The organism is Rhizobacter terrae (genome assembly GCF_003852895.1).
GTDB classification, from domain to species: domain Bacteria; phylum Pseudomonadota; class Gammaproteobacteria; order Burkholderiales; family Burkholderiaceae_C; genus Albitalea; species Albitalea terrae.
In genome coordinates this window covers 1071827-1092283 of record NZ_QUSW01000001.1, presented here as the reverse complement: position 1 = coordinate 1092283, position 20457 = coordinate 1071827, and the positions used below count along the sequence as shown (strand labels likewise).

Sequence of the window (20457 nt, the reverse complement as noted above, 5' to 3'; positions counted from 1 at the left end):
TTGCATTTAATTGGGGACATATAAACAAGATTTCCCCTTGTGACCCTTGCTGCGCTGCATTACTCTCGCGGGAATCCCCAGGAAAACCCGCCATGGACACGTCCGCATTCCCCGCGTCCTCGCAGCTCGCGACTGCTTCTCTCGATGAACGGCTCGACGCCGCGAAGGGTCTTTACAGCCCATCCAATGAACACGACGCTTGCGGCGTGGGCTTCGTCGCCCACATCAAGGGCCAGAAGGCTCATGGCATCGTCGAGCAGGGCCTGAAGATCCTCGAGAACCTCGACCACCGCGGCGCCGTCGGTGCCGACAAGCTGATGGGCGACGGCGCGGGCATCCTCATCCAGATTCCCGACGAATACTTCCGTGCCGAGATGGCCCAGCAAGGCGTGGAGCTGCCGCCCTACGGCGAGTACGGCGTGGGCATGATCTTCCTGCCCAAGGAGCACGCTTCCCGTCTCGCCTGCATCCAGGAGCTGGAGCGCGCCGTGAAGGCCGAAGGCCAGGTGCTGCTCGGCTGGCGCGACGTGCCGGTGGACCGCGACATGCCGATGTCGCCCACCGTGCGCGAGAAGGAGCCCATCCTCAAGCAGATCTTCATCGGCCGCGGCCCGGACGTGATCGTCCCCGACGCGCTCGAACGCAAGCTGTACGTCATCCGCAAGACGGCCTCCAGCGCCATCCAGGCCCTGAAGCTCACGCACAGCCGCGAGTACTACGTGCCCAGCATGAGCTGCCGCACCATCATCTACAAGGGCCTGCTGCTGGCCGACCAGGTCGGCAAGTACTACAAGGACCTGAAGGACCCGCGCGTGGTCTCGGCCCTGGCCCTGGTGCACCAGCGCTTCTCCACCAACACCTTCCCCGAATGGCCGCTGGCCCACCCCTACCGCATGGTGGCCCACAACGGTGAGATCAACACCGTCAAGGGCAACTTCAACTGGATGCGCGCCCGCGAAGGCGTGATGAAGTCGCCCGTGCTGGGCGACGACCTGAAGAAGCTCTACCCCATCAGCTTCGAAGGCCAGTCCGACACGGCCACCTTCGACAACGCGCTGGAGCTGCTCACCATGAGCGGCTATTCGCTGGCCCATGCCGCGATGATGATGATCCCGGAGGCCTGGGAGCAGCACACGACGATGGACGAGCGCCGCCGCGCGTTCTACGAGTACCACGCCGCCATGCTGGAGCCCTGGGACGGCCCGGCGGCCATGGTCTTCACCGACGGCAAGCAGATCGGCGCGACGCTGGACCGCAACGGCCTGCGCCCGGCGCGCTACATCGTGACCGACGACGACCTGGTGGTGATGGCCTCGGAATCCGGCGTGCTGCCGATCCCCGAGAACAAGATCGTCAAGAAGTGGCGCCTGCAGCCGGGCAAGATGTTCCTCATCGACCTGGAGCAAGGCCGCATCGTCGATGACGAAGAGCTGAAGAACCAGTTCGCCTCGGCCAAGCCGTATCGCCAGTGGATCGAGAACATCCGCGTCAAGCTGGAAGAGATTCCCGTCGATGCGGAGCAGCACGCCTTCACCGAAACGCTGCTGGACCGCCAGCAGGCCTTCGGCTATTCGCAGGAAGACATCAAGTTCCTGATGAGCCCGATGGCGCAGGCCGGCGAAGAGGGCATCGGTTCCATGGGCAACGACTCGCCGCTGGCGGTGCTGTCGGACAAGAACAAGCCGCTGTACAACTACTTCAAGCAGCTGTTCGCGCAGGTGACGAACCCGCCCATCGACCCGATCCGCGAAGCGATCGTGATGTCGCTGGTGTCCTTCATCGGGCCCAAGCCCAACTTGCTGGACATCAACGCGGTGAACCCGCCGATGCGCCTGGAAGTGCCGCAGCCCATCCTCGACTTCGAGGACATGGTGCGCCTGCGCCACATCGAGAAGCACACCCACGGCAAGTTCAAGAGCTATGAGCTGAACATCACCTACCCGGCCGAGTGGGGCGACGAGGGCGTGGAGGCCAAGCTCGCCTCGCTGTGCGCGGAGACGGTGGACGCGATCAAGACCGGCCACAACATCCTCATCATCAGCGACCGCAAGATGGACCGCGCGCACATCGCGATCCCGGCGCTGCTGGCGCTGTCGGCCGTGCACCAGCACCTGGTGCGCGAGGGCCTGCGCACGACCTGCGGCCTGGTGGTCGAGACCGGTTCCGCCCGCGAAGTGCATCACTTCGGCGTGCTGGCCGGCTACGGCGCGGAAGCCGTTCACCCGTACCTCGCGATGGAAACGCTGGCCAGTCTGCACAAGGACCTGCCCGGCGACCTCTCCGCCGAGAAGGCCATCTACAACTACGTGAAGGCCATCGGCAAGGGCTTGTCGAAGATCATGTCCAAGATGGGCGTGTCGACCTACATGTCCTACTGCGGCGCGCAGCTGTTCGAAGCCATCGGGCTTGAGAAGGACCTGGTCGACAAGTACTTCCGCGGCACGGCCTCGCAGGTGGGTGGCATCGGCGTGTTCGAAGTGGCGGAAGAAGCCATCCGCATGCACAAGGCCGCCTTCGGCGACGACCCGGTGCTCGAAGGCATGCTGGACGCCGGCGGCGAGTACGCCTGGCGCGTGCGTGGCGAAGAGCACATGTGGACGCCCGACGCCATCGCCAAGCTGCAGCATTCCACGCGTGCCAACAAGTTCGACACCTACAAGGAATACGCGCAGATCATCAACGACCAGTCGCGCCGCCACATGACGCTGCGCGGATTGTTCGAGTTCAAGTTCGACCCGAGCAAGGCGATTCCCGTCGACGAGGTCGAGTCCGCGGCGGACATCGTCAAGCGCTTTGCCACCGGCGCGATGTCGCTGGGCTCAATCTCCACCGAGGCGCACTCCACGCTGGCCATTGCGATGAACCGCATCGGCGGCAAGAGCAACACCGGCGAAGGCGGCGAAGACCCGGCGCGTTACCGCAACGAGCTCAAGGGCATCCCGATCAAGGATGGCACCAAGGTCAGCGAAGTGATCGGCGAGAAGGTCATCGAAGCCGACTACGTGTTGAAGGAAGGCGACTCGCTGCGCTCCAGGATCAAGCAGGTCGCGTCGGGCCGCTTCGGCGTCACGACCGAGTACCTGGTGAGCGCCGACCAGATCCAGATCAAGATGGCCCAGGGCGCCAAGCCCGGCGAAGGCGGCCAGCTGCCCGGTGGCAAGGTGTCCGACTACATCGGCTTCCTGCGCTACTCGGTGCCGGGCGTGGGCCTCATCTCGCCGCCGCCGCACCATGACATCTATTCGATCGAAGACCTGGCGCAGCTCATCCACGACCTGAAGAATGCCAACCAGCGCGCGAGCATCAGCGTGAAGCTGGTGAGCGAAGTCGGTGTGGGCACGATTGCAGCCGGCGTGGCCAAGGCGAAGGCCGACCATGTGGTGATCGCCGGCCATGACGGTGGCACTGGCGCCTCGCCATGGTCGTCCATCAAGCATGCCGGCACGCCCTGGGAACTGGGCCTGGCCGAGACGCAGCAGACCCTGGTGCTCAACCGCCTGCGCAGCCGCATCCGCGTGCAGGCCGACGGCCAGATGAAGACGGGCCGCGACGTGGTCATCGGCGCGCTGCTGGGTGCCGATGAATTCGGCTTCGCCACCGCGCCGCTGGTCGTCGAAGGCTGCCTGATGATGCGCAAGTGCCACCTCAACACCTGCCCGGTGGGCGTGGCCACGCAAGACCCGGTGCTTCGCAAGAAATTCCAGGGCAAGCCCGAGCACGTGGTGAACTATTTCTTCTTCGTCGCCGAAGAAGCACGCCAGATCATGGCGCAGCTCGGAATCCGCAAGTTCGACGACCTCATCGGCCGCGCGGACCTGCTGGACATGAAGAAGGGCATCTCGCACTGGAAGGCCAGGGGCCTGGACTTCACGCGCGTCTTCCACCTGCCCGCTGCACCGGCCGACGTGCCGCGCCGCCAGGTCGAGGAGCAGGACCACGGCCTGGCCCGCGCTCTGGACGTCAAGCTCATCGAGAAGTGCAAGCCCGCCTTCGACAAGGGCGAGAAGGTGCAGTTCATGGAAGAGGCGCGCAACGTGAACCGCACGGTGGGCGCGATGCTCTCCGGCGAACTCGTGCGCCGGCATCCCGAGGGCCTGCCCGACCAGACGGTGTTCATCCAGTTCGAGGGCACGGGCGGTCAGAGCTTCGGCGCCTTCCTCTCCAAGGGCATCACCTTCTACCTGATCGGTGACGCCAACGACTACACCGGCAAGGGCCTGTCGGGTGGCCGGATCGCCATCCGCCCGAGCATCGACTTCCGCGGCGACGCGACCAAGAACATCATCGTGGGCAACACGGTGCTGTACGGCGCGACCAGCGGCGAGGCCTTCCTGCGCGGCGTCGCGGGCGAACGCTTCGCGGTGCGCCTGTCGGGTGCCACCGCGGTGGTGGAGGGCACCGGCGACCACGGCTGCGAATACATGACCGGCGGCACGGTGGTCGTGCTGGGCCAGACCGGCCGCAACTTCGCGGCCGGCATGAGCGGTGGCATCGCCTACGTGTTCGACGAAGACGGCAAGTTCGCCCAGCGCTGCAACACCGCCATGGTGGCGCTGGAGCGCGTGCTGCCCAACACCGAGCAGGAAGCGCAGGTCGATCGCGCCATCTGGCACAAGGGCCAGGCTGACGAGGTGCTGCTCAAGAAGCTGATCGAGGACCACCACAAGTGGACGGGCTCGCTGCGGGCCCGCCACATCCTCGACCACTGGGCCGAGTCGCGCGCGAAGTTCGTCAAGGTGTTCCCGAACGAATACAAGCGTGCGCTGGGTGAGCTCAATGCCGCCAAGGAAGCTGACGACACCATCGCCAAGGCCAAGGCTTCGGACAAGAAGTCCAAGACCGTGTCCGCCAAGTAATTCGAGAAAGACCAGAGAGAACACACCATGGGAAAAGTCACCGGCTTTCTCGAGTACGAGCGCCTGGAAGAAGGCTACGCGCCCGTCGCGAAGCGCGTGAAGGACTACAAGGAATTCGTCATCGGCCTGAACGAGGCCGAGGCGAAGGTCCAGGGCGCGCGCTGCATGGACTGCGGCATTCCGTTCTGCAACAACGGCTGCCCGGTCAACAACATCATTCCGGACTTCAACGACCTCGTGTACCGAGGCGACTGGCACAACGCCTTCCGCACGCTGGACTCCACCAACAACTTCCCGGAGTTCACCGGCCGCATCTGTCCCGCGCCCTGCGAGGCGGCCTGCACGCTGAACTTCAATGACGACGCGGTGGGCATCAAGAGCATCGAGCACGCGATCATCGACCGCGCCTGGCAAGAAGGCTGGGTGAAGCCGCGGCCTGCGAAAGTGAAGACCGGCAAGAAGGTGGCGGTGGTGGGCTCCGGCCCCGCGGGGATGGCAGCGGCCCAGCAGCTCGCGCGCGCCGGCCACGACGTGACGGTGTTCGAGAAGAACGACCGCATCGGCGGCCTGCTGCGCTACGGCATCCCCGACTTCAAGATGGAGAAGTCGCACATCGACCGCCGCGTGGAGCAGATGCGCGCCGAAGGCGTGGTCTTCCGCGAAGGCGTGATGGTCGGTCACCTGCCCGAGGGCAGCAAGGTGACCAACTGGGCCAAGGAGATCATCAGCCCCGAGGCGCTGAAGGAGCAGTTCGATGCGGTCGTGCTGACCGGCGGTGCCGAGCAGCCGCGCGACCTGCCGGTGCCCGGCCGCGATCTTGAAGGCATCCACTTCGCGATGGAGTTCCTGCCGCAGCAGAACAAGGTCAACGCCGGCGACAAGGTGAAGAACCAGCTGCGCGCCGAGGGCAAGCACGTCATCGTGATCGGCGGTGGCGACACCGGCTCCGACTGCGTGGGCACGAGCAACCGCCACGGCGCGGCCAGCGTGACGCAGTTCGAGCTGCTGCCCATGCCGCCCGAGCAGGAGAACAAGCCGCTGGTGTGGCCGTACTGGCCGATCAAGCTGCGCACCTCGTCCAGCCACGAAGAGGGCTGCGAGCGCGAGTTCGCCATCGCCACCAAGGAGTTCATCGGCGGCGAGGGCAAGGACAAGGGCAAGGTCAAGTCGCTCAAGGCCGTTCGCGTGGAATGGCAGGGCAACAAGATGGTCGAGGTGCCGGGGTCGGAGCAGATCCTGAAGGCTGACCTGGTGCTGCTGGCCATGGGCTTCGTGAGCCCGGTGGTGAGCATCCTCGATGCCTTCGGCGTGGACAAGGACGCACGCGGCAATGCCAAGGCCGGCACCGAGTTCATCGGCGGCTACCAGACGAACGTGCCCAAGGTGTTCGCCGCCGGCGACATGCGCCGCGGCCAGTCGCTGGTCGTGTGGGCCATCCGCGAAGGCCGCCAGGCGGCGCGTGCGGTGGATGAGTTCCTGATGGGCGCGAGCGACCTGCCGCGCTGAGTCTGCCTGCTAGGCATCGACCAAGGCCAGCCGCTAGGCTGGCCTTGTCGTTTCAGGCCAAGTCCTTGTCCTGAACGCCGCAGGTTGGTGGCCTACAACACCATGCCGGTCAATCCCCTGAGGGTTGGCCCGCATGCCCGGCGCGACCGTGCGAGAATGCCCAGGTTTTCGTGCGCCATGCCTCAGTCGTTGTCCGAGGGGCGCATTTCGCACCAAACCCACAGCGCCGGGCCGTCCGTGGCGGCCGCCATCCCCGATTGAAATCCGACAGCCTGATCGAGATCGACCGCGTCACGTTTGGCTATGACGCCCGCCGCAAGATCCTCAGCGACCTGAGCCTGCGTTTCGGACGCGGCAAGGTCACGTCCATCCTGGGCGGCTCGGGCTGCGGCAAGACGACGCTGCTGCGGCTGATCGGCGGCAGCAACACTCCCGACTCCGGCGAAGTGCGCTTCGACGGCGAGAAGGTCGATGGCCGCGACCGCGAGAAGATGTTCCGCATGCGCCGGCGCATGGGCATGCTGTTCCAGTTCGGCGCGCTGTTCACCGACCTGACGGTGTTCGACAACGTGGCCTTCCCGCTGCGCGAGCACACCGACCTGCCCGAAGCGATGATCCGCGACATCGTGCTGATGAAGCTCAATGCCGTGGGCCTGCGCGGCGCGGCCAAGCTGCGAATCTCCGAAGTCTCGGGCGGCATGGCGCGCCGCATCGCGCTGGCACGCGCCATCGCGCTGGACCCCGAACTCATCATGTACGACGAGCCCTTCGCGGGCCTGGACCTCATCTCCATGGGCGTGGCCGCCAACCTCATCCGCACGCTCAACGACGTGACCGGCGCGACCTCGCTGGTCATCTCGCACGACGTGCCCGAGTGCATGGCCATCAGCGACTACGTGGTGCTGCTGGCGCCGGGTGGACGCATCGTGGCGCAGGGTGTGCCGGCAGACCTGATGAACTCGTCGGACGCCGAGGTGCGCCAGTTCGTCAAGGGCGAGCCGGACGGTCCTGTCAAGTTCCACTACCCCGCGCCCACGCTGGCCGAGGACTTCGACCTGAAGGGCGTGGCGCCATGACCAATCCCGTCACCCAAGTCGGTGCGCGCACGCTGGATGTGCTGCGTTCCTTCGGCCACGCCGCCTATTTCTTCGGGGATCTGATCAAGGCCATCCCGGCTTCGCTGCGACGCTTCGGCCTCGTGATCACGCAGATCCACGCCATCGGCAACCTCTCGCTGCTCATCATCCTCGCCTCCGGCATGGCGGTGGGCTTCGTGCTGGCGCTGCAGATGTACTACGCACTGGTCACCTACGGCGCGACCGAGTCGCTCGGGCTCATCGTCAACCTGTCGCTGGTGCGCGAACTCGGACCCGTGGTCACGGCCTTGCTGTTTGCCGGTCGCGCAGGCACCTCGCTCACTGCCGAGATCGGCCTCATGAAAGCAGGCGAACAGATCGCCGCGATGGAAATGATGGCCGTGGACACCAAGAGCCGCGTGCTCGCGCCGCGCTTCATCGGCGGCATGGTCTCCATGCCCTTGCTCGCCGGCCTGTTTTCTGCCGTCGGCATACTCGGCGCCTATGTCGTGGCGGTGCTGCTGCTGGGTGTGGACTCGGGCAACTTCTGGTCGATCATGCAGTCGCGCGTCGATGTGTGGCGCGACGTGGGCAACGGCATCGTCAAGAGCTTCGTGTTCGGCGTGATCTGCACGGCCGTGGCGCTGTACCAGGGGTACGAGACCGAGGCCACGCCCGAGGGAGTGGCCTACGCCACGACGCGCACCGTGGTGATCTCCTCGCTGTCCGTGCTGGCCATGGACTTCGTGCTCACCGCGCTGATGTTTTCGACGGGCTGAGACACCGTCGCCAAGGAAGAATCATGTCCAAAAAGGGAATTGAAACGCTGGTCGGGTTGTTCGTGCTGCTGGGCTTGGCAGGCTTCGTGTTCCTGTCGCTCAAGGCGGCCAATCTCGCCAGCTTCGGCGCGCGCGAAAGCTATGTGGTCACCGCCCGCTTCGACAACATCGGCGGCCTGAAGGCACGCTCGCCCGTGCGCAGCGCCGGGGTGAACGTGGGCCGGGTCACGTCCATCTCGCTGGACCCCAAGACCTTCCAGGGTCTGGTGGTGATGGAACTGGACAAGGGCGTGCTGTTCCCCAAGGACTCGTCGGCCAAGATCCTCACCAGCGGCCTGCTGGGCGATCAGTACATCGGCATCGAGCCCGGCGCCGACGAGAAGAACCTGGCCGCGGGCGACACCATCAAGCAGACGCAGTCGGCGGTGGTGCTGGAAAACCTGATTGGCCAGTTCCTGTTCAACAAGGCAGCTGAAGGCAGCAGCAACAGTGCCGGCGCCGCCGCACAGGCTGCTTCCGCGCCTGGGGCCAAGAAATGAACCTGCTCGCCTTCTTCGGCCGGAGCCGGCGCCTGGCTGCCTGGGCCGCGTTGGCGCTCGGGCTGGTGCTGCTGCAAGGCTGCTCCACGCTGGGTGCGCGCACGGCGGGCGACAAGGTGGACCCGTGGGAGAACTGGAACCGCAAGGTCTTCACCTTCAACGAGAAGCTCGACGAGAAGGTGCTCAAGCCCGTGGCCGTGGGCTACAGCAACGTCGTGCCGCGCCCCGTGCGCAACAGCGTGGACAACTTCTTCGGCAACTTCGGCGATGCCTGGTCCGCGGTGAACAACTTCCTGCAAGGCAAGGTCGGCAACGGCTTCCATGACGTCATCCGCTTCGGCACGAACACGGTGTTCGGTCTTGGCGGCACGCTGGACGTGGCCACCGAGTTCGGGCTGGACCACCAGTACGAAGACTTCGGCCAGACACTGGGCACCTGGGGCTTCGGCCCGGGCGCATACATCGTGTGGCCGCTGCTGGGGCCGTCCAGCGTGCGCGAGTCCATCGCCTTGCCATTCGACAGGGCGGTGTCGCCGGCGCTGGTCATCCACGACGGTGCGGTGAAGTGGGAGGTGACCGGCCTGCAGATCGTCAACACGCGTGCGGGCCTGCTGGGAGCGAGCAAGGTGCTCGATGACATCGCGCTGGACAAGTACACCTTCATCCGCGATGCCTACCTGCAGCGGCGCCGAAGCCTGGTCTACGACGGCGAAGAGCCGCCACCCAAGGACGATGGCAGCAAGCCGCTCGACGACGGCAAGACGGCGCCGGCCAAGGCCGATGATGCGAAGCCTGCCGATGGCAAGGACGGCAAACCTGGCGACAAGGCACCGTCACCACCCGCAACCAAATAGCCGCCAACCGCAGCCGCCTCTGACACGTTGTCACTCCGAGGCCGGCGCTGGCGCCGAACTCCGAGGCGCCCAGGCACTCGAAATGCCGGTGTCCGACAAGGACATCGCTCAGAAAGGTAACGAATGATTTCTCGTCGAATTGCTCTCTTCCTGTTCAGCGCCTCCCTGGCGTTCGGCAGCGTCGCCATCCGTGCGGAAACCGCACCGGATGCACTCATCAAGCAGGTGTCCACCGAGGTGCTGGACTCCGTGAAGGCCGACAAGTCCATCAAGTCCGGCGACGTGCAGAAGATCATCGCCCTGGTCGACGCCAAGGTGATGCCGCACGTGAACTTCCAGCGCATGACTTCCTCCGCGGTCGGTCGCTACTGGCGACAGGCCACGCCCGAGCAGCAAAAGCGCCTCGAGGACGAATTCAAGGTCCTGCTCGTGCGCACCTACTCCGGCGCGCTGGCCCAGGTGAAGGACCAGACCGTGCAGCTCAAGCCCACCCGTCCCGGCGCCGACCCCAACGAGGTCGTCGTGAAGACCGAGATCCGCGGCCAGGGCGAGCCCATCCAGCTCGACTACCGCCTGGAGAAGGCCAGCGGCGACTGGAAGATCTATGACGTGAACGTGCTGGGTGTGTGGCTGGTCGAGAACTACCGCAACAGCTTTGCGCAGGAGATCGGCGCCAACGGCATCGACGGCCTGATCAACAAGCTGGCCGAGCGCAACAAGAGCGCCTCGTCGGCCAAGTAAGCCATGCTGCTGCTGCCCGCCACCGTCACCCTCAAGGAAGCCCGCGACACCAGCGCCATGCTGGCGCAGGCCTTGAAGCGCGAGCCTGAAGGTCCCGTGGTGATTGATGCGTCGGGCCTGCAGCAGTTCGACACCGCGGTCATCGCCGTGCTGCTGGAGTGCCAGCGCCAGGCCCAGGCCTGGGGCAAGAGCTTCAGCGTGAAGAACGCACCGGTGAAGCTGTCGTCGTTGGCGAAGCTGTATGGTGTCGATCCGCTGTTGAGCCTGGAAGCTGTCTGACGCGGGGGGGCAAGCGCCCTGAAAACAAATGCCCACTTCGGTGGGCATTTGTTTTTGGAATCGGCGAAGACCTCAGGTGGGAGTAGCGTAGCGTTTCGCCCGCAGGTTCTTCTTGATCTCCTGCAGCATCGGCCGCAACTCTCCCGGTAACCGCAACGCGACTGCTGTGGTGAGGATGTCGATCACCATCAGGTGCAGCAGCCGCGACACCATCGGGCTGTAGCGGTCGTAGTCTTCCGGGTGATCCACCGCCAGCAGGACCTGGTTGCTGCCCTGCGCCGTCTGCGCCAGTGCTGAGCCACTTGCCGTGATGAGGATGGTCGTCGCACCCTTGCGCCGCGCGATGTCCGCGGCATCCAGCAGGTCACGGCTGCGGCCGGAATTGCTGATGATCACTGCGCAGTCGCCCGGCTGCAGCATGGTGGCCGACATCACCTGGATGTGCCCGTCGCTGATGGCCGCGGTGTTCACGCCCAGGCGGAAGAACTTGTGCTGCGCGTCCTGCGCCACGATGCCCGAGTTGCCCACGCCGTAGAACTCGATGCGCTTGCCCGACTGCCCCGCCGACGCCAGCGCCGAGATGGCGCGCTCGAACGCATGGCTGGCTGCATCGTTGCGGTACTTCAGCAGGGCCGACACCGCGTTGTCGATGACCTTGACGATCACGTCCGACGGTTTGTCGTCTTCATCGACCGAGCGGTGAACGAAGGGCACGCCTTCGTTCACGTTGCCGGCCAGCTTGAGCTTGAAGTCCGCCAGCCCGTCGTAGCCCACGCTGCGGCAAAAGCGCACCACGGTCGGCTTGCTCACGTGGGCCCGCTCGGCCAGCTCGCCCACGGGCAGGCTGGCGAAGCTGCGCGGGTCGGTCAGGACGAGCTTGGCCACGCGCTGCTCTGCCGGGGGCAGGGCGGGAATGGAGGCGCGAATGCGGTCGAGCATGGTTTGTCGTCCTTCCACCAGCGCGGCCGTTCTCGCGAGGCCTGCGCGATTACTGCGTTACTGCTCCTCGGCCCAGGCGAAGCTGTCGCGCGCCACCAGGGCGCTGGCCGCTGCCGGGCCCCAGGTGCCGGCGGCATACGGCCGCGGACCACCGGAGGCGGCGTTGTCGCGCTCCCAGGCATCGAGGACGGGTTCGACCCAGCGCCAGGCCTGCTCCTGCTCATCACTGCGCACGAACAGGTTCAGCCGGCCGGCGATCGCGTCCAGCAGCAGCCGCTCGTAGGCGCCCACGCGGTTCTCGGCGAAGGCCTTCTCGAAGTCCAGGTCCAGGAAGACCGGGCTCAGCGCTTCCTGCTGGCCGCTGCCCTTGGCCGCGAGCAGGTGCAGCTCCAGGCCGTCTTCCGGCTGCAGCTTGATGACCAGCTTGTTGGGCTGGTTCACGCCCGGGAAGATGCTGTGCGGCGTGGGCCGGAAGTTCACGACGATCTGCGCGTCGCGTGCGGCCAGCCGCTTGCCGGTGCGCAGGTAGAAGGGCACGCCGGCCCAGCGCCAGTTCTCGACCTCCGTGCGCAAGGTGACGAAGGTTTCGGTCTTGCTGTCGGCCGGCACCTTGGCTTCTTCCAGGTAGCCCGGCACGGCCTTGCCGCCTGCCGTGCCCTTGCGGTATTGGCCGCGGATCACGTCGCGGGCGACGCTCTCCTCGGTGAAGGGCTTGAGGGAGCGCAGCACCTTCAGCTTCTCGTCGCGGATGGCGTCGGCGTCGTTGCGCGAGGGCGGTTCCATGGCAACCATGGTGAGCAACTGCAGCGCATGGTTCTGGATCATGTCGCGCAGGGCGCCGGTGCGGTCGTAGAAGTCGCCGCGGGTGCCCACGCCCAGGTCTTCGGCCAGCGTGATCTGGATGTTGGCGATGCTCTCGCGGCGCCACAGCGGCTCGAAGAGGGCATTGCCAAAGCGCAGCGCCATGAGGTTCTGCACCGAAGGCTTGCCCAGGTAATGGTCGATGCGGAAAGCCTGCGTCTCGCTGAAGACCGAGCGCACCACGCGGTTGATTTCCTGCGCGCTTTGCAGGTCGTGGCCCAGCGGCTTTTCGAGCACCACGCGGATGTGCGGGCCGTTCAGGCCGGACGCGCCGAGCTGCTCGCAGATCATCGGGAAGAGGTGAGGGCTGGTGGCCAGGTAGAGCACCGCGGTGTCGGCACCGCGCTCTTCCAGCCACTTCTTGAGCTTGAGGTAGTCCTCAGGCTGCGAGAGGTCCATGCGCCGGTAGTGCACCAGCTGGGCGAAACGCTCGAATTCCTCGTCGCTCGGGCGCTTGGCGTCGACCACGTCCTGGAAGCGGTCCTTCAGCCAGCTGCGGTATTTCTCGTCGGACTGCTCGTCACGGGCCACCGACAGGATGCGCCCGCCGGGCGGCAGCTTGCCGTGCCTGAAAGCCTGGAACAGCGCGGGCATCAGCTTGCGCCACGTGAGGTCTCCGGTGCCGCCGAAGAAAACAAGATCGAAAGACATTTCAGCGTTCGATGTAATTTAGTTTCACCTTCAATGATGCCGAAGTTTCTTGGCGAGGTCAACGCCGCCAGTCGCCGAGGGCTGGAAATGCGGGCAATCGGGAGGCCCGGTTACCTGTTGGCGACAAGCGAACGGGGCATGGCGCGATTGGTCATGCGCTCGGGTTCTAATCGGGGGCAGGAACAGCGCAAAGGCCACAGACGCTGTCACCCCAGGACGCAGCCATGAACCGACTCGACCAGCTCAAGCAATACACCACCGTCGTTGCAGACACCGGCAATTTCAAGCAGCTCGCCGCCTTCGCGCCGCGAGACGCCACCACCAATCCCTCCCTCATCCTCAAGGCCGTGCAGCAGCCCGAGTACGCGCCGCTGCTGGCCGAAACCGTGGCGCGAGCCAAGGGCTGGCCGCTGGAGGAAATCGTCGACCAGGTGCTGGTGCGCTTCGGCCTGGAGATCCTGAGGGTCGTGCCCGGCCGCGTGTCCACCGAGGTCGATGCGCGCCTGAGCTTCGACTGTGCCGCCACGGTGGCGCGGGCCCACCGCATCATTGCCCTCTACGAGGAAGCGGGCATTGCGCGCGAGCGGGTGCTCATCAAGATCGCCTCGACCTGGGAGGGCATCCAGGCCGCACGCATCCTGGAGCGCGAAGGCATCCATTGCAACCTCACGCTGCTGTTTGCCTTCTGCCAGGCCGTGGCCTGTGGCGAAGCCGGCGTGAGGCTCATCTCGCCCTTCGTCGGCCGCATCTACGACTGGTACAAGAAGTTCGCCGGTTCGAGCTGGGACGAGGCCGCCAACGCAGGCGCCAACGACCCTGGCGTGAAGTCCGTGCGCGCCATCTACGAGTACTACAAGAAGTTCGACATCGACACCGAGGTGATGGGCGCGAGCTTCCGCAACGTCGGCCAGATCACCGCGCTGGCGGGCTGCGACCTGCTGACCATCAGCCCCGAACTGCTGGCCTCGCTACAGGCCAGCGACGAACCGCTGCAGCGCGCGCTGGACCCGGACGTGGCCCGGGGCTGCGGCGTGCACGCCCTCACCTACAACGAAGCGAGCTTCCGCTACGCGCTCAACGAAGACGCGATGGCCACCGAGAAGCTGGCCGAAGGCATCCGTGCCTTCGCCGCCGACGCCGCCAAGCTCGACAAGATGATCCAGAGCCTGTGATGAACACCCTTCGCTGCGATCAAACCGAAGCCTGGGCCGCACTGCGCGGCCACTACGAAGCCCACGGGCGTGACTTCGACCTGCGCGAGGCCTTCGCGCGCGACCCGGGCCGCTTCAATGCGCTGAGCGTGGAGGCGCCGCAGGTCTTCGCCGATCTGTCCAAGAACTGCATCGACACCGCGACCCTGCACTTCCTGCTCGACCTTGCGCAGGAATGCCAGCTCGAAGCACGGCGCGACGCCATGCTGCGCGGTGATCCCATCAACCACACCGAAGGCCGGCCGGTGCTGCACACGGCCTTGCGCTCGCCGCGCGGGCAGGGGCCCTTCAGCGATGACGTGCACGGCGTGCTCGACGCCATGCTCGCCTTCGTCGAGACGGTGCGCGACACGAAGGCCAGCGGCATCCGCCACATCGTGAACATCGGCATCGGCGGCAGCGACCTCGGCCCGCAGATGGTCGTGCCCGCGCTCGATGCCTTCGTGCACCCGGGCTTGCAGTTCCACTTCGTCTCCAACGTCGACGGCCACGACATCGCGCCGGTGCTGCGCCATCTCAAGCCGCAAGAGACGCTGTTCATCATCGCGAGCAAGACCTTCACCACGCAGGAGACCATGGCCAACGCGCATGTCGCGAAAGCCTGGTTCGATGCCAACGGAGGCACCGACACGGCCAGGCACTTCGTGGCCACCACCACCAACGTGAAGGCTGCGGCCGAGTTCGGCATCACCACCACCTTCGGCTTCTGGGACTGGGTGGGTGGACGTTACTCGTTGTGGTCGGCCATCGGCCTGCCCATTGCCCTGGCGATCGGCGCGGACAACTTCCGCGCGCTGCTGGCCGGCGCGCATTCGATGGACCGCCATTTCGCCACCGCGCCGCTGGCGAAGAACCTGCCGGTGGTGCTCGCGCTCATCGACGTCTGGTACCGCAATTTTCATGGCTTCAGCAGCCGCAGCGTCGCGCCGTATCACCAGGGCCTCAAGCGCCTGCCGGCCTACCTGCAGCAGCTGGAGATGGAAAGCAACGGCAAGTGCGTGGACCTGGACGGTACCAGCCTGCCCTACGCCACCAGCCCGGTGGTCTGGGGCGAGCCGGGCACCAACGGCCAGCACGCCTACTTCCAGATGCTGCACCAGGGCACGGACGTGATCCCGGTGGAGTTCCTCCTCGTGAAGCGACCCACGCATGCCTTCACCGACCTGCACACCAAGCTGCTGGCCAATGGCCTGGCGCAGTCGCAGGCATTGATGCTGGGCAAGACGACCGAGCAGGCCAAGGGCGAGAAAGCGCCCACCGCCTCGAAGTCCCTCGATGCCGACACCATCGCCAGGCACCGGACCTTCCCCGGCAACCGGCCGAGCACGACGCTGGTGCTGGACCAGCTCACGCCCGAGAGCCTGGGCGCGCTGATTGCGCTGTACGAGCACCGCGTGTTCGTCAGCGGCGCGCTGTGGGGCATCAACAGCTTCGACCAGTGGGGCGTGGAGTTGGGCAAGGCCTTGTGCAACGACCTGCTGCCTCGCCTCGCCTCCGGCGAGACGGGCGGCCTTGACGGTTCCACCGCAGGGCTGTTGCAGCGGCTGCGGGCGTGAACGTCGTCTTCGACTTCGGCGGCGTGCTGTTCCGATGGCAGCCGCACGAATTCATGCCGCGCCTGTTGCCGCTGCATGCGCGCAATGAAGAGACGACGGCAGCCCTGGTGGCCGAATTCTTCCAGGGCTACAGCGGCGATTGGGGGGAGTTTGACCGCGGCACGGTGGACGCCTTCCGCGTGGCCAACCGCATTGCCTTCCGCACGCAGCTGGACTTGGCCGACGTGCAGCGGGTGATCGACGCGATTCCCTCGGAGCTGCATCCCATGCCCGCGAGCGTCGCGCTGCTGCGGCGGCTGAAGGCGCAGGGGCACCGGCTGTTCTTCCTGTCGAACATGCCGATTCCCTACGCCGAACACCTGGAGCGCACGCAGCCGCTCAAGGAATGGTTCGAGGATGGGCTGTTCTCGTCGCGCATCCAGATGGTCAAGCCCGAGCCGGCGATCTTCCACCGCGCGGCGCAGGCCTTCGGCATCGCGCCGGGCGAGAGCGTGTTCATCGACGACTTCGCGCTGAACGTGAAAGCCGCCAAGGCGCTGGGGTGGGATGCGATCCACTTCCTCAGCAGCGAGCAGTGCGAGGCGGATCTCGTCAAGCGTGGGTTGATCTGACCACGTCGCGCGGCGAGCCGCTCAGGTGCCGGCTCCAGGCGCGCCGCAACTGCAGGTCCGAACTGAACCCGGCCACTTCCGCCGCCCGCGTGACGCTAGCGCCGCGCAGCAGTGACTGCCTCGCGTGCTCCAGCCGAATGCGTTCCAGGTAGTGCAGCGGCGACACGCCGGCATGCTCGGCGAAGAGGCGCTGCAGGTGCCGCTCGGTGACGTGTGCGACGGCTGACAGCGAGGCCATGTCCCAGTCCCGCGTCGGCTGCTCGCTCACGGCATCCTGCACGCGGTGCACGGCGGGATGCAGGTGGTGCCGGTGGGCCAGCATCGGTGACAGCTCCGGATCGTTGGGCGTGCGGCGCAGGTAGACCACCATGTCCTTCGCGACCGATGCGGCGATGGCGTCGCCGCAGGCCTGCGCGACCAGATGCAGCGCAAGGTCGATGCCGGCCGTCACGCCCGCGCTGGAGGCGATGGGGCCATCGACCACGAAGACGCGGTTGTCCACCACCTGCGCCGACGGGGCCAGGGTGCGCAGTTCGTCCAGCATCTCGTGGTGCGTGGTGCAGCGGTGCGAGCCCAGCAATCCGGCGCGCGCCGCGAGCAAGGTGCCTGAGCAGATGGTGAGCAGCCGATGCCCGGCGGCGGCGTCCCGCAGCGCCGGCGCGAAGCATCGGCCCAGCCAGCTGGCCGTGGCGTGCATGGCTCGGCTGGGCTCGGCGAGCGTCTCGCTGGGCTGGCCCAGCAGCACCACCCAGGTCGGTGAATCGAAGCGGGCAGGCAAGGGTTCGAGGCCGTTCACCACCAGACCGACGGAGGTTTCCAGTGCCTCGGACACCGCTGTGTAGCGCAGCCTGAAGCAGGCCGGCCGCCCTGCATGCTTCAGATGCTGGTTGGCCAGCCGGAACGCCTCCGCCGGCCCCGCCAGGTCCAGCAGCAAGGCCCTGGGCGTGAGCACGAACAGCAGGTCGATGCGCGCTGGCTCAGCGGGCACGCTGCAAGGCCTCCTCCACGGTGCAGATGGTGGCGAAGCGGTCCTTCAGCACGGCGCAGGTGCGCGCCACGATGTCGGCCGCCGGCAGCGGCGAGCCGTCGGCGTATTGCATGTCGAAGGTGAGCGTGGCCTCGGCCACGTAGTCGACCTGGAAACCTTCATCGCTGGCATGGCGCGTGGTCGTCTCGCAGCATTGCTCGGTGCGGATGCCCGCCACGATGAGCCGGCCGATGCCGCGCTCGCGCAGCCACACCGACAGGCCCGTGCCCACCAGCGCGCTGTGGCGGTTCTTGATGAAGGTGGCGCCAGCATCGAATTCGGTCAGGCCCTTCAGCGGCCGGACGTGGCCCGACTCCATCGAGAAGGGGTTGTCCGGCGTGGCGGGTTCGTCCACGTGCAGCACGCGAACGACCGGCACGCCGCGCTGGCGGCAGCCCTCGATCAGCGGATTGACTCGCGCAAGAAACGACATGGCCGGATCGTCGCGGAAGTACGAGCGCTGGCGGAATGATTCCTGGACGTCGATGAGCAGAAGGGCGGTGTTCAAGAGGGGCTCCTGTGTGGTCAGAGCCGCCACTTTGGCGGAAATGGCTGGCCTGGTCGCGGCGCATCGCGACCAGCTCCGATCATTTTCGGACATTCAGGCCGACAGGCCGGCCAGCGCCCCTCGCGCGGCATCGAAGGACTGTTCGATGACCTGGGCCTTCCACTCGTCGGTGTCGACGTAGAAGGCGTCGCGGATCGTCTTCTTGATGACGGCCCGCAGCGGTTCCGGCGCCTCCGGATGATTCTCCAGCCACTGGTCGCCGCGCAGCGCATTGACCACGTCCAGCAGCGGCCAGGTGCCGAACTCCAGCACCACGCCGGTGTACTCGGCCTGCGGGCATTCCTCGTAGGCGGCGGCCCACATCAAGCCCTTCAGCTTGGCCGAGGTGGAACTGCCGTCGTAGATGGAAGTGAGGTCCCGGCCCCACCAGGCGCGCGCCCGGGTCAGCGCGGGCGCGTCGTCGCGGCAGGCAAAGATGCGCTCGCCGTGGCCGAGCGGCCCGAGGCCCGTGTGCAGGTCGATCCAGCCCAGACGCCGGCATGTCTGCGCATGGTCCTGCAGCACGTGGCGCAGGGTCTGGTTGCTCCAGGTCGGGTTGCGCCCGCCGTAGAACAGGCCTTCGGGATGCTCGTACTGCCCGCTGGAGACGGCTTCCTGCAAGGCGTCCAGGCCACGTTCCTGCAGCAGCCGCATGGTCTTGGCGTTGATGTAGTCCGACGGTGGCCAGGTCGGGGGCACGAGGATGCCGGCGATCTCGTCGTAGCCCGGGTTCAGGGGCAGCGGCTGGGAGAAGTCGCAGAAGTTGCGGTTGAGGTCCACGTTCTCCTGCGTGACGCGGCGCCACCAGGAAAAGCCGTGCGGGTTGAGGGCGTGGATGTAGAGCACAGCCACGCCGCACTCGGCCGCTTCGCGCCTCCACGCTGCGTCACCCAGCAAGGCCGTCTGCACGGCCGAGCCGCAGAAGCCTTCCACACCGTGGCAGCCGCTGGAGATGACCAGCAGCGATTCCGCGTCCCGGGGGCCTTCCAGCACCACGTCCATGGCGAGCGCCTCGCCGTCGCGGCCCAGCATGGGATGCACATGCGGCTCGACGTCCAGCGATGCGGCTTCGGCCGCGGCCAGGAACTTGGTGCGGGCCTCTTGGTAGCTCTGCGAGAAGTGCCGCGATGCCGTCATGCGGAAGCTCCTCGTTCCGAAGATGTCAGCGCGCCGTGGCGAGCCACTGCTCCGCCATGCGCACCCACAGCGTGGCACCCAGCGGAATCAGGTCGTCGTTGAAGTCGTAGCTCGGGTTGTGCAGCATGCACGGGCCCATGCCGTGGCCGCCTTCGCGGTGGCTGCCGTCGCCGTTGCCGATGAGGAAGTAGGCACCCGGCTTGTCCAGCAGGAAGTAGCTGAAGTCCTCCGCGCCCATGGTGGGCTCGAACTCCTGCACGTTCTCGGGGCCGACCACCTGGCCCATCACCTGGCGCGCGAACTCCGTCTCGGCCGGGTGGTTGATGGTGGGCGGGTAGTTGCGCACGAACTCGAACTCGCAGGTCGCGCCGAAGGCCGCCGACGTGTGCTCGGCGACCTCCTTCATGCGCCGCTCGATCATGTCCAGCACCTCCAGCGTGAAGGTGCGCACGGTGCCTTCCATCACACAGGCATCGGGCACCACGTTGGTTGCTTCGCCGGTGTGGATCATGGTGACCGAGATCACGCCCGCGTCGATGGGCCGCTTGTTGCGCGAGATGATGGTCTGGAAGGCCTGCACCATCTGGCAGGCCACGGGCACCGGGTCCACGCTGTTGTGAGGCATGGCCGCGTGGCCGCCCTTGCCGTGGATGGTGATCTTGAACTCGTTGCTCGACGCGAAGCACGGACCGCTCTTGATGGCGAACTGGCCCACCTGCATGCCCGGCCAGTTGTGCGCGCCGAAGATGGCTTCCATCGGGAACTTCTCGAACAGGCCGTCGCGGATCATCTCGCGCGCGCCGCCGCCGCCTTCCTCGGCCGGCTGGAACACGAGGTAGACCGTGCCGTCGAAGTTGCGCTGGCGGCTCAGGTGCTTGGCCGCGGCCAGCAGCATGGCGGTGTGGCCGTCGTGGCCGCAGGCGTGCATCTTTCCGTGGTGCCTGCTGGCGTGGGCGAAAGTGTTGTGCTCGGTCATCGGCAGCGCGTCGATGTCCGCCCGAAGACCGACGGCGCGATCGCTGCTGCCGTTCTTGATGATGCCCACCACGCCGGTCTTGCCCATGCCGCGATGGATGGGGATGCCCCAGTCGGTGAGCTGCCTGGCGATGAGGTCGGAGGTGCGCTGCTCTTCGAAGCACAGCTCCGGGTGGGCGTGGATGTCGCGGCGCACGGCGGCGATGGACGCGGCGTCGGCGAGGATGGATTCGATCAGGCGCATGGCGTGCGGCAAGCGCCCGCGCGAAGCCCTCTGCGGCCCCGGCGAGCGGTCACGTGGAAAAGGCTGGA

17 protein-coding genes are annotated in these 20457 nt (G+C 66.4%); 11 read left to right on the top strand and 6 right to left on the bottom strand.

Features of this window, described 5'->3' with window-relative positions; translation table 11 throughout:
- Positions 1–92: 92 nt before the first annotated feature.
- From DZC73_RS05010 to DZC73_RS04975, 8 genes are all read left to right on the top strand, one after another.
- Complete coding sequence (locus tag DZC73_RS05010; protein ID WP_124539064.1) at positions 93–4856, top strand: glutamate synthase-related protein; 4764 nt, start codon at positions 93–95, stop codon at positions 4854–4856.
- Positions 4857–4883: 27 nt separating this feature from the next.
- Positions 4884–6362 carry a glutamate synthase subunit beta gene (locus tag DZC73_RS05005; RefSeq protein WP_124539063.1) on the top strand — a complete coding sequence of 493 codons (1479 nt, stop codon included), beginning with the start codon at positions 4884–4886 and terminating at the stop codon, positions 6360–6362.
- A 257-nt stretch (positions 6363–6619) separates the two neighbouring features.
- The gene (locus DZC73_RS05000; RefSeq protein WP_124539062.1) at positions 6620–7438 is read left to right on the top strand and encodes an ABC transporter ATP-binding protein; all 819 of its coding nucleotides are present in this window, start codon (positions 6620–6622) and stop codon (positions 7436–7438) included.
- Positions 7435–8217, top strand: a complete 783-nt coding sequence (mlaE, locus tag DZC73_RS04995) for a lipid asymmetry maintenance ABC transporter permease subunit MlaE (RefSeq protein ID WP_124539061.1) — start codon at positions 7435–7437, stop codon at positions 8215–8217. Before DZC73_RS05000 ends, mlaE begins: the two co-directional genes overlap by 4 nt.
- Before the next feature lie 23 nt (positions 8218–8240).
- Positions 8241–8756, top strand: coding sequence for an outer membrane lipid asymmetry maintenance protein MlaD (gene mlaD / locus DZC73_RS04990; RefSeq protein ID WP_124539060.1), 516 nt, complete (start codon positions 8241–8243; stop codon positions 8754–8756).
- Entirely contained in the window at positions 8753–9610 is an 858-nt protein-coding gene (locus DZC73_RS04985) for an MlaA family lipoprotein (RefSeq protein ID WP_124539059.1), read from the top strand. Before mlaD ends, DZC73_RS04985 begins: the two co-directional genes overlap by 4 nt.
- Positions 9611–9733: 123 nt before the next feature.
- Entirely contained in the window at positions 9734–10351 is a 618-nt protein-coding gene (locus tag DZC73_RS04980) for an MlaC/ttg2D family ABC transporter substrate-binding protein (protein WP_124539058.1), read from the top strand.
- A gap of 3 nt (positions 10352–10354) precedes the next feature.
- Entirely contained in the window at positions 10355–10630 is a 276-nt protein-coding gene (locus DZC73_RS04975) for an STAS domain-containing protein (RefSeq protein ID WP_124539057.1), read from the top strand.
- A 72-nt stretch (positions 10631–10702) separates the two neighbouring features.
- Here DZC73_RS04975 and DZC73_RS04970 read toward each other — a convergent pair whose 3' ends face one another.
- Both DZC73_RS04970 and zwf read right to left on the bottom strand, forming a co-directional pair.
- A complete protein-coding gene (locus tag DZC73_RS04970; RefSeq protein ID WP_124539056.1) occupies positions 10703–11569 on the bottom strand; it encodes a MurR/RpiR family transcriptional regulator in 867 nt (288 codons plus the stop codon).
- Between the two features lie 57 nt (positions 11570–11626).
- Positions 11627–13081, bottom strand: coding sequence for a glucose-6-phosphate dehydrogenase (gene zwf / locus DZC73_RS04965; protein ID WP_124539055.1), 1455 nt, complete (start codon positions 13079–13081; stop codon positions 11627–11629).
- Positions 13082–13305: 224 nt separating this feature from the next.
- On the opposite strand from zwf, the gene tal reads away from it, so the two are divergent.
- From tal to DZC73_RS04950, 3 genes are read left to right on the top strand one after another with little or no spacing between them, the layout of a single operon-like run.
- Positions 13306–14253 carry a transaldolase gene (gene tal / locus DZC73_RS04960; RefSeq protein ID WP_124539054.1) on the top strand — a complete coding sequence of 316 codons (948 nt, stop codon included), beginning with the start codon at positions 13306–13308 and terminating at the stop codon, positions 14251–14253.
- Positions 14253–15848 carry a glucose-6-phosphate isomerase gene (pgi, locus tag DZC73_RS04955; RefSeq protein ID WP_124539053.1) on the top strand — a complete coding sequence of 532 codons (1596 nt, stop codon included), beginning with the start codon at positions 14253–14255 and terminating at the stop codon, positions 15846–15848. The genes tal and pgi overlap by 1 nt, the downstream gene beginning before the upstream one ends.
- Positions 15845–16459: an HAD family hydrolase gene (locus DZC73_RS04950; RefSeq protein WP_235834984.1), complete on the top strand. Its 615-nt coding sequence runs from the start codon at positions 15845–15847 to the stop codon at positions 16457–16459. Before pgi ends, DZC73_RS04950 begins: the two co-directional genes overlap by 4 nt.
- On the opposite strand, the gene DZC73_RS04945 is transcribed toward DZC73_RS04950, so the two are convergent.
- From DZC73_RS04945 to DZC73_RS04930, 4 genes are all read right to left on the bottom strand, one after another.
- A complete protein-coding gene (locus DZC73_RS04945; protein WP_124539052.1) occupies positions 16440–17447 on the bottom strand; it encodes a GlxA family transcriptional regulator in 1008 nt (335 codons plus the stop codon). The two genes, DZC73_RS04950 and DZC73_RS04945, sit on opposite strands and share 20 nt — an antisense overlap.
- Positions 17437–17994, bottom strand: a complete 558-nt coding sequence (locus DZC73_RS04940; RefSeq protein ID WP_124539051.1) for an isochorismatase family protein — start codon at positions 17992–17994, stop codon at positions 17437–17439. The genes DZC73_RS04945 and DZC73_RS04940 overlap by 11 nt, the downstream gene beginning before the upstream one ends.
- Before the next feature lie 93 nt (positions 17995–18087).
- The gene (locus DZC73_RS04935) at positions 18088–19170 is read right to left on the bottom strand and encodes a M14 family metallopeptidase (protein ID WP_124539050.1); all 1083 of its coding nucleotides are present in this window, start codon (positions 19168–19170) and stop codon (positions 18088–18090) included.
- Positions 19171–19195: 25 nt separating this feature from the next.
- Positions 19196–20389, bottom strand: a complete 1194-nt coding sequence (locus DZC73_RS04930) for a M20 aminoacylase family protein (RefSeq protein WP_124539049.1) — start codon at positions 20387–20389, stop codon at positions 19196–19198.
- Between the last annotated feature and the right edge of the window lie 68 nt (positions 20390–20457).

Excerpts from the sequence above, each read along its gene's own strand:
- DZC73_RS05010 (WP_124539064.1), top strand. The coding sequence starts at position 93 with ATGGACACGTCCGCATTCCCCGCGTCCTCGCAGCTCGCGACTGCTTCT.
- DZC73_RS05005 (WP_124539063.1), top strand. The coding sequence starts at position 4,884 with ATGGGAAAAGTCACCGGCTTTCTCGAGTACGAGCGCCTGGAAGAAGGC.
- mlaE (WP_124539061.1), top strand. The coding sequence starts at position 7,435 with ATGACCAATCCCGTCACCCAAGTCGGTGCGCGCACGCTGGATGTGCTG.
- mlaD (WP_124539060.1), top strand. The coding sequence starts at position 8,241 with ATGTCCAAAAAGGGAATTGAAACGCTGGTCGGGTTGTTCGTGCTGCTG.
- DZC73_RS04985 (WP_124539059.1), top strand. The coding sequence starts at position 8,753 with ATGAACCTGCTCGCCTTCTTCGGCCGGAGCCGGCGCCTGGCTGCCTGG.
- DZC73_RS04980 (WP_124539058.1), top strand. The coding sequence starts at position 9,734 with ATGATTTCTCGTCGAATTGCTCTCTTCCTGTTCAGCGCCTCCCTGGCG.
- DZC73_RS04975 (WP_124539057.1), top strand. The coding sequence starts at position 10,355 with ATGCTGCTGCTGCCCGCCACCGTCACCCTCAAGGAAGCCCGCGACACC.
- DZC73_RS04970 (WP_124539056.1), bottom strand. The coding sequence starts at position 11,569 with ATGCTCGACCGCATTCGCGCCTCCATTCCCGCCCTGCCCCCGGCAGAG.
- zwf (WP_124539055.1), bottom strand. The coding sequence starts at position 13,081 with ATGTCTTTCGATCTTGTTTTCTTCGGCGGCACCGGAGACCTCACGTGG.
- tal (WP_124539054.1), top strand. The coding sequence starts at position 13,306 with ATGAACCGACTCGACCAGCTCAAGCAATACACCACCGTCGTTGCAGAC.
- pgi (WP_124539053.1), top strand. The coding sequence starts at position 14,253 with ATGAACACCCTTCGCTGCGATCAAACCGAAGCCTGGGCCGCACTGCGC.
- DZC73_RS04935 (WP_124539050.1), bottom strand. The coding sequence starts at position 19,170 with ATGACGGCATCGCGGCACTTCTCGCAGAGCTACCAAGAGGCCCGCACC.
- DZC73_RS04930 (WP_124539049.1), bottom strand. The coding sequence starts at position 20,389 with ATGCGCCTGATCGAATCCATCCTCGCCGACGCCGCGTCCATCGCCGCC.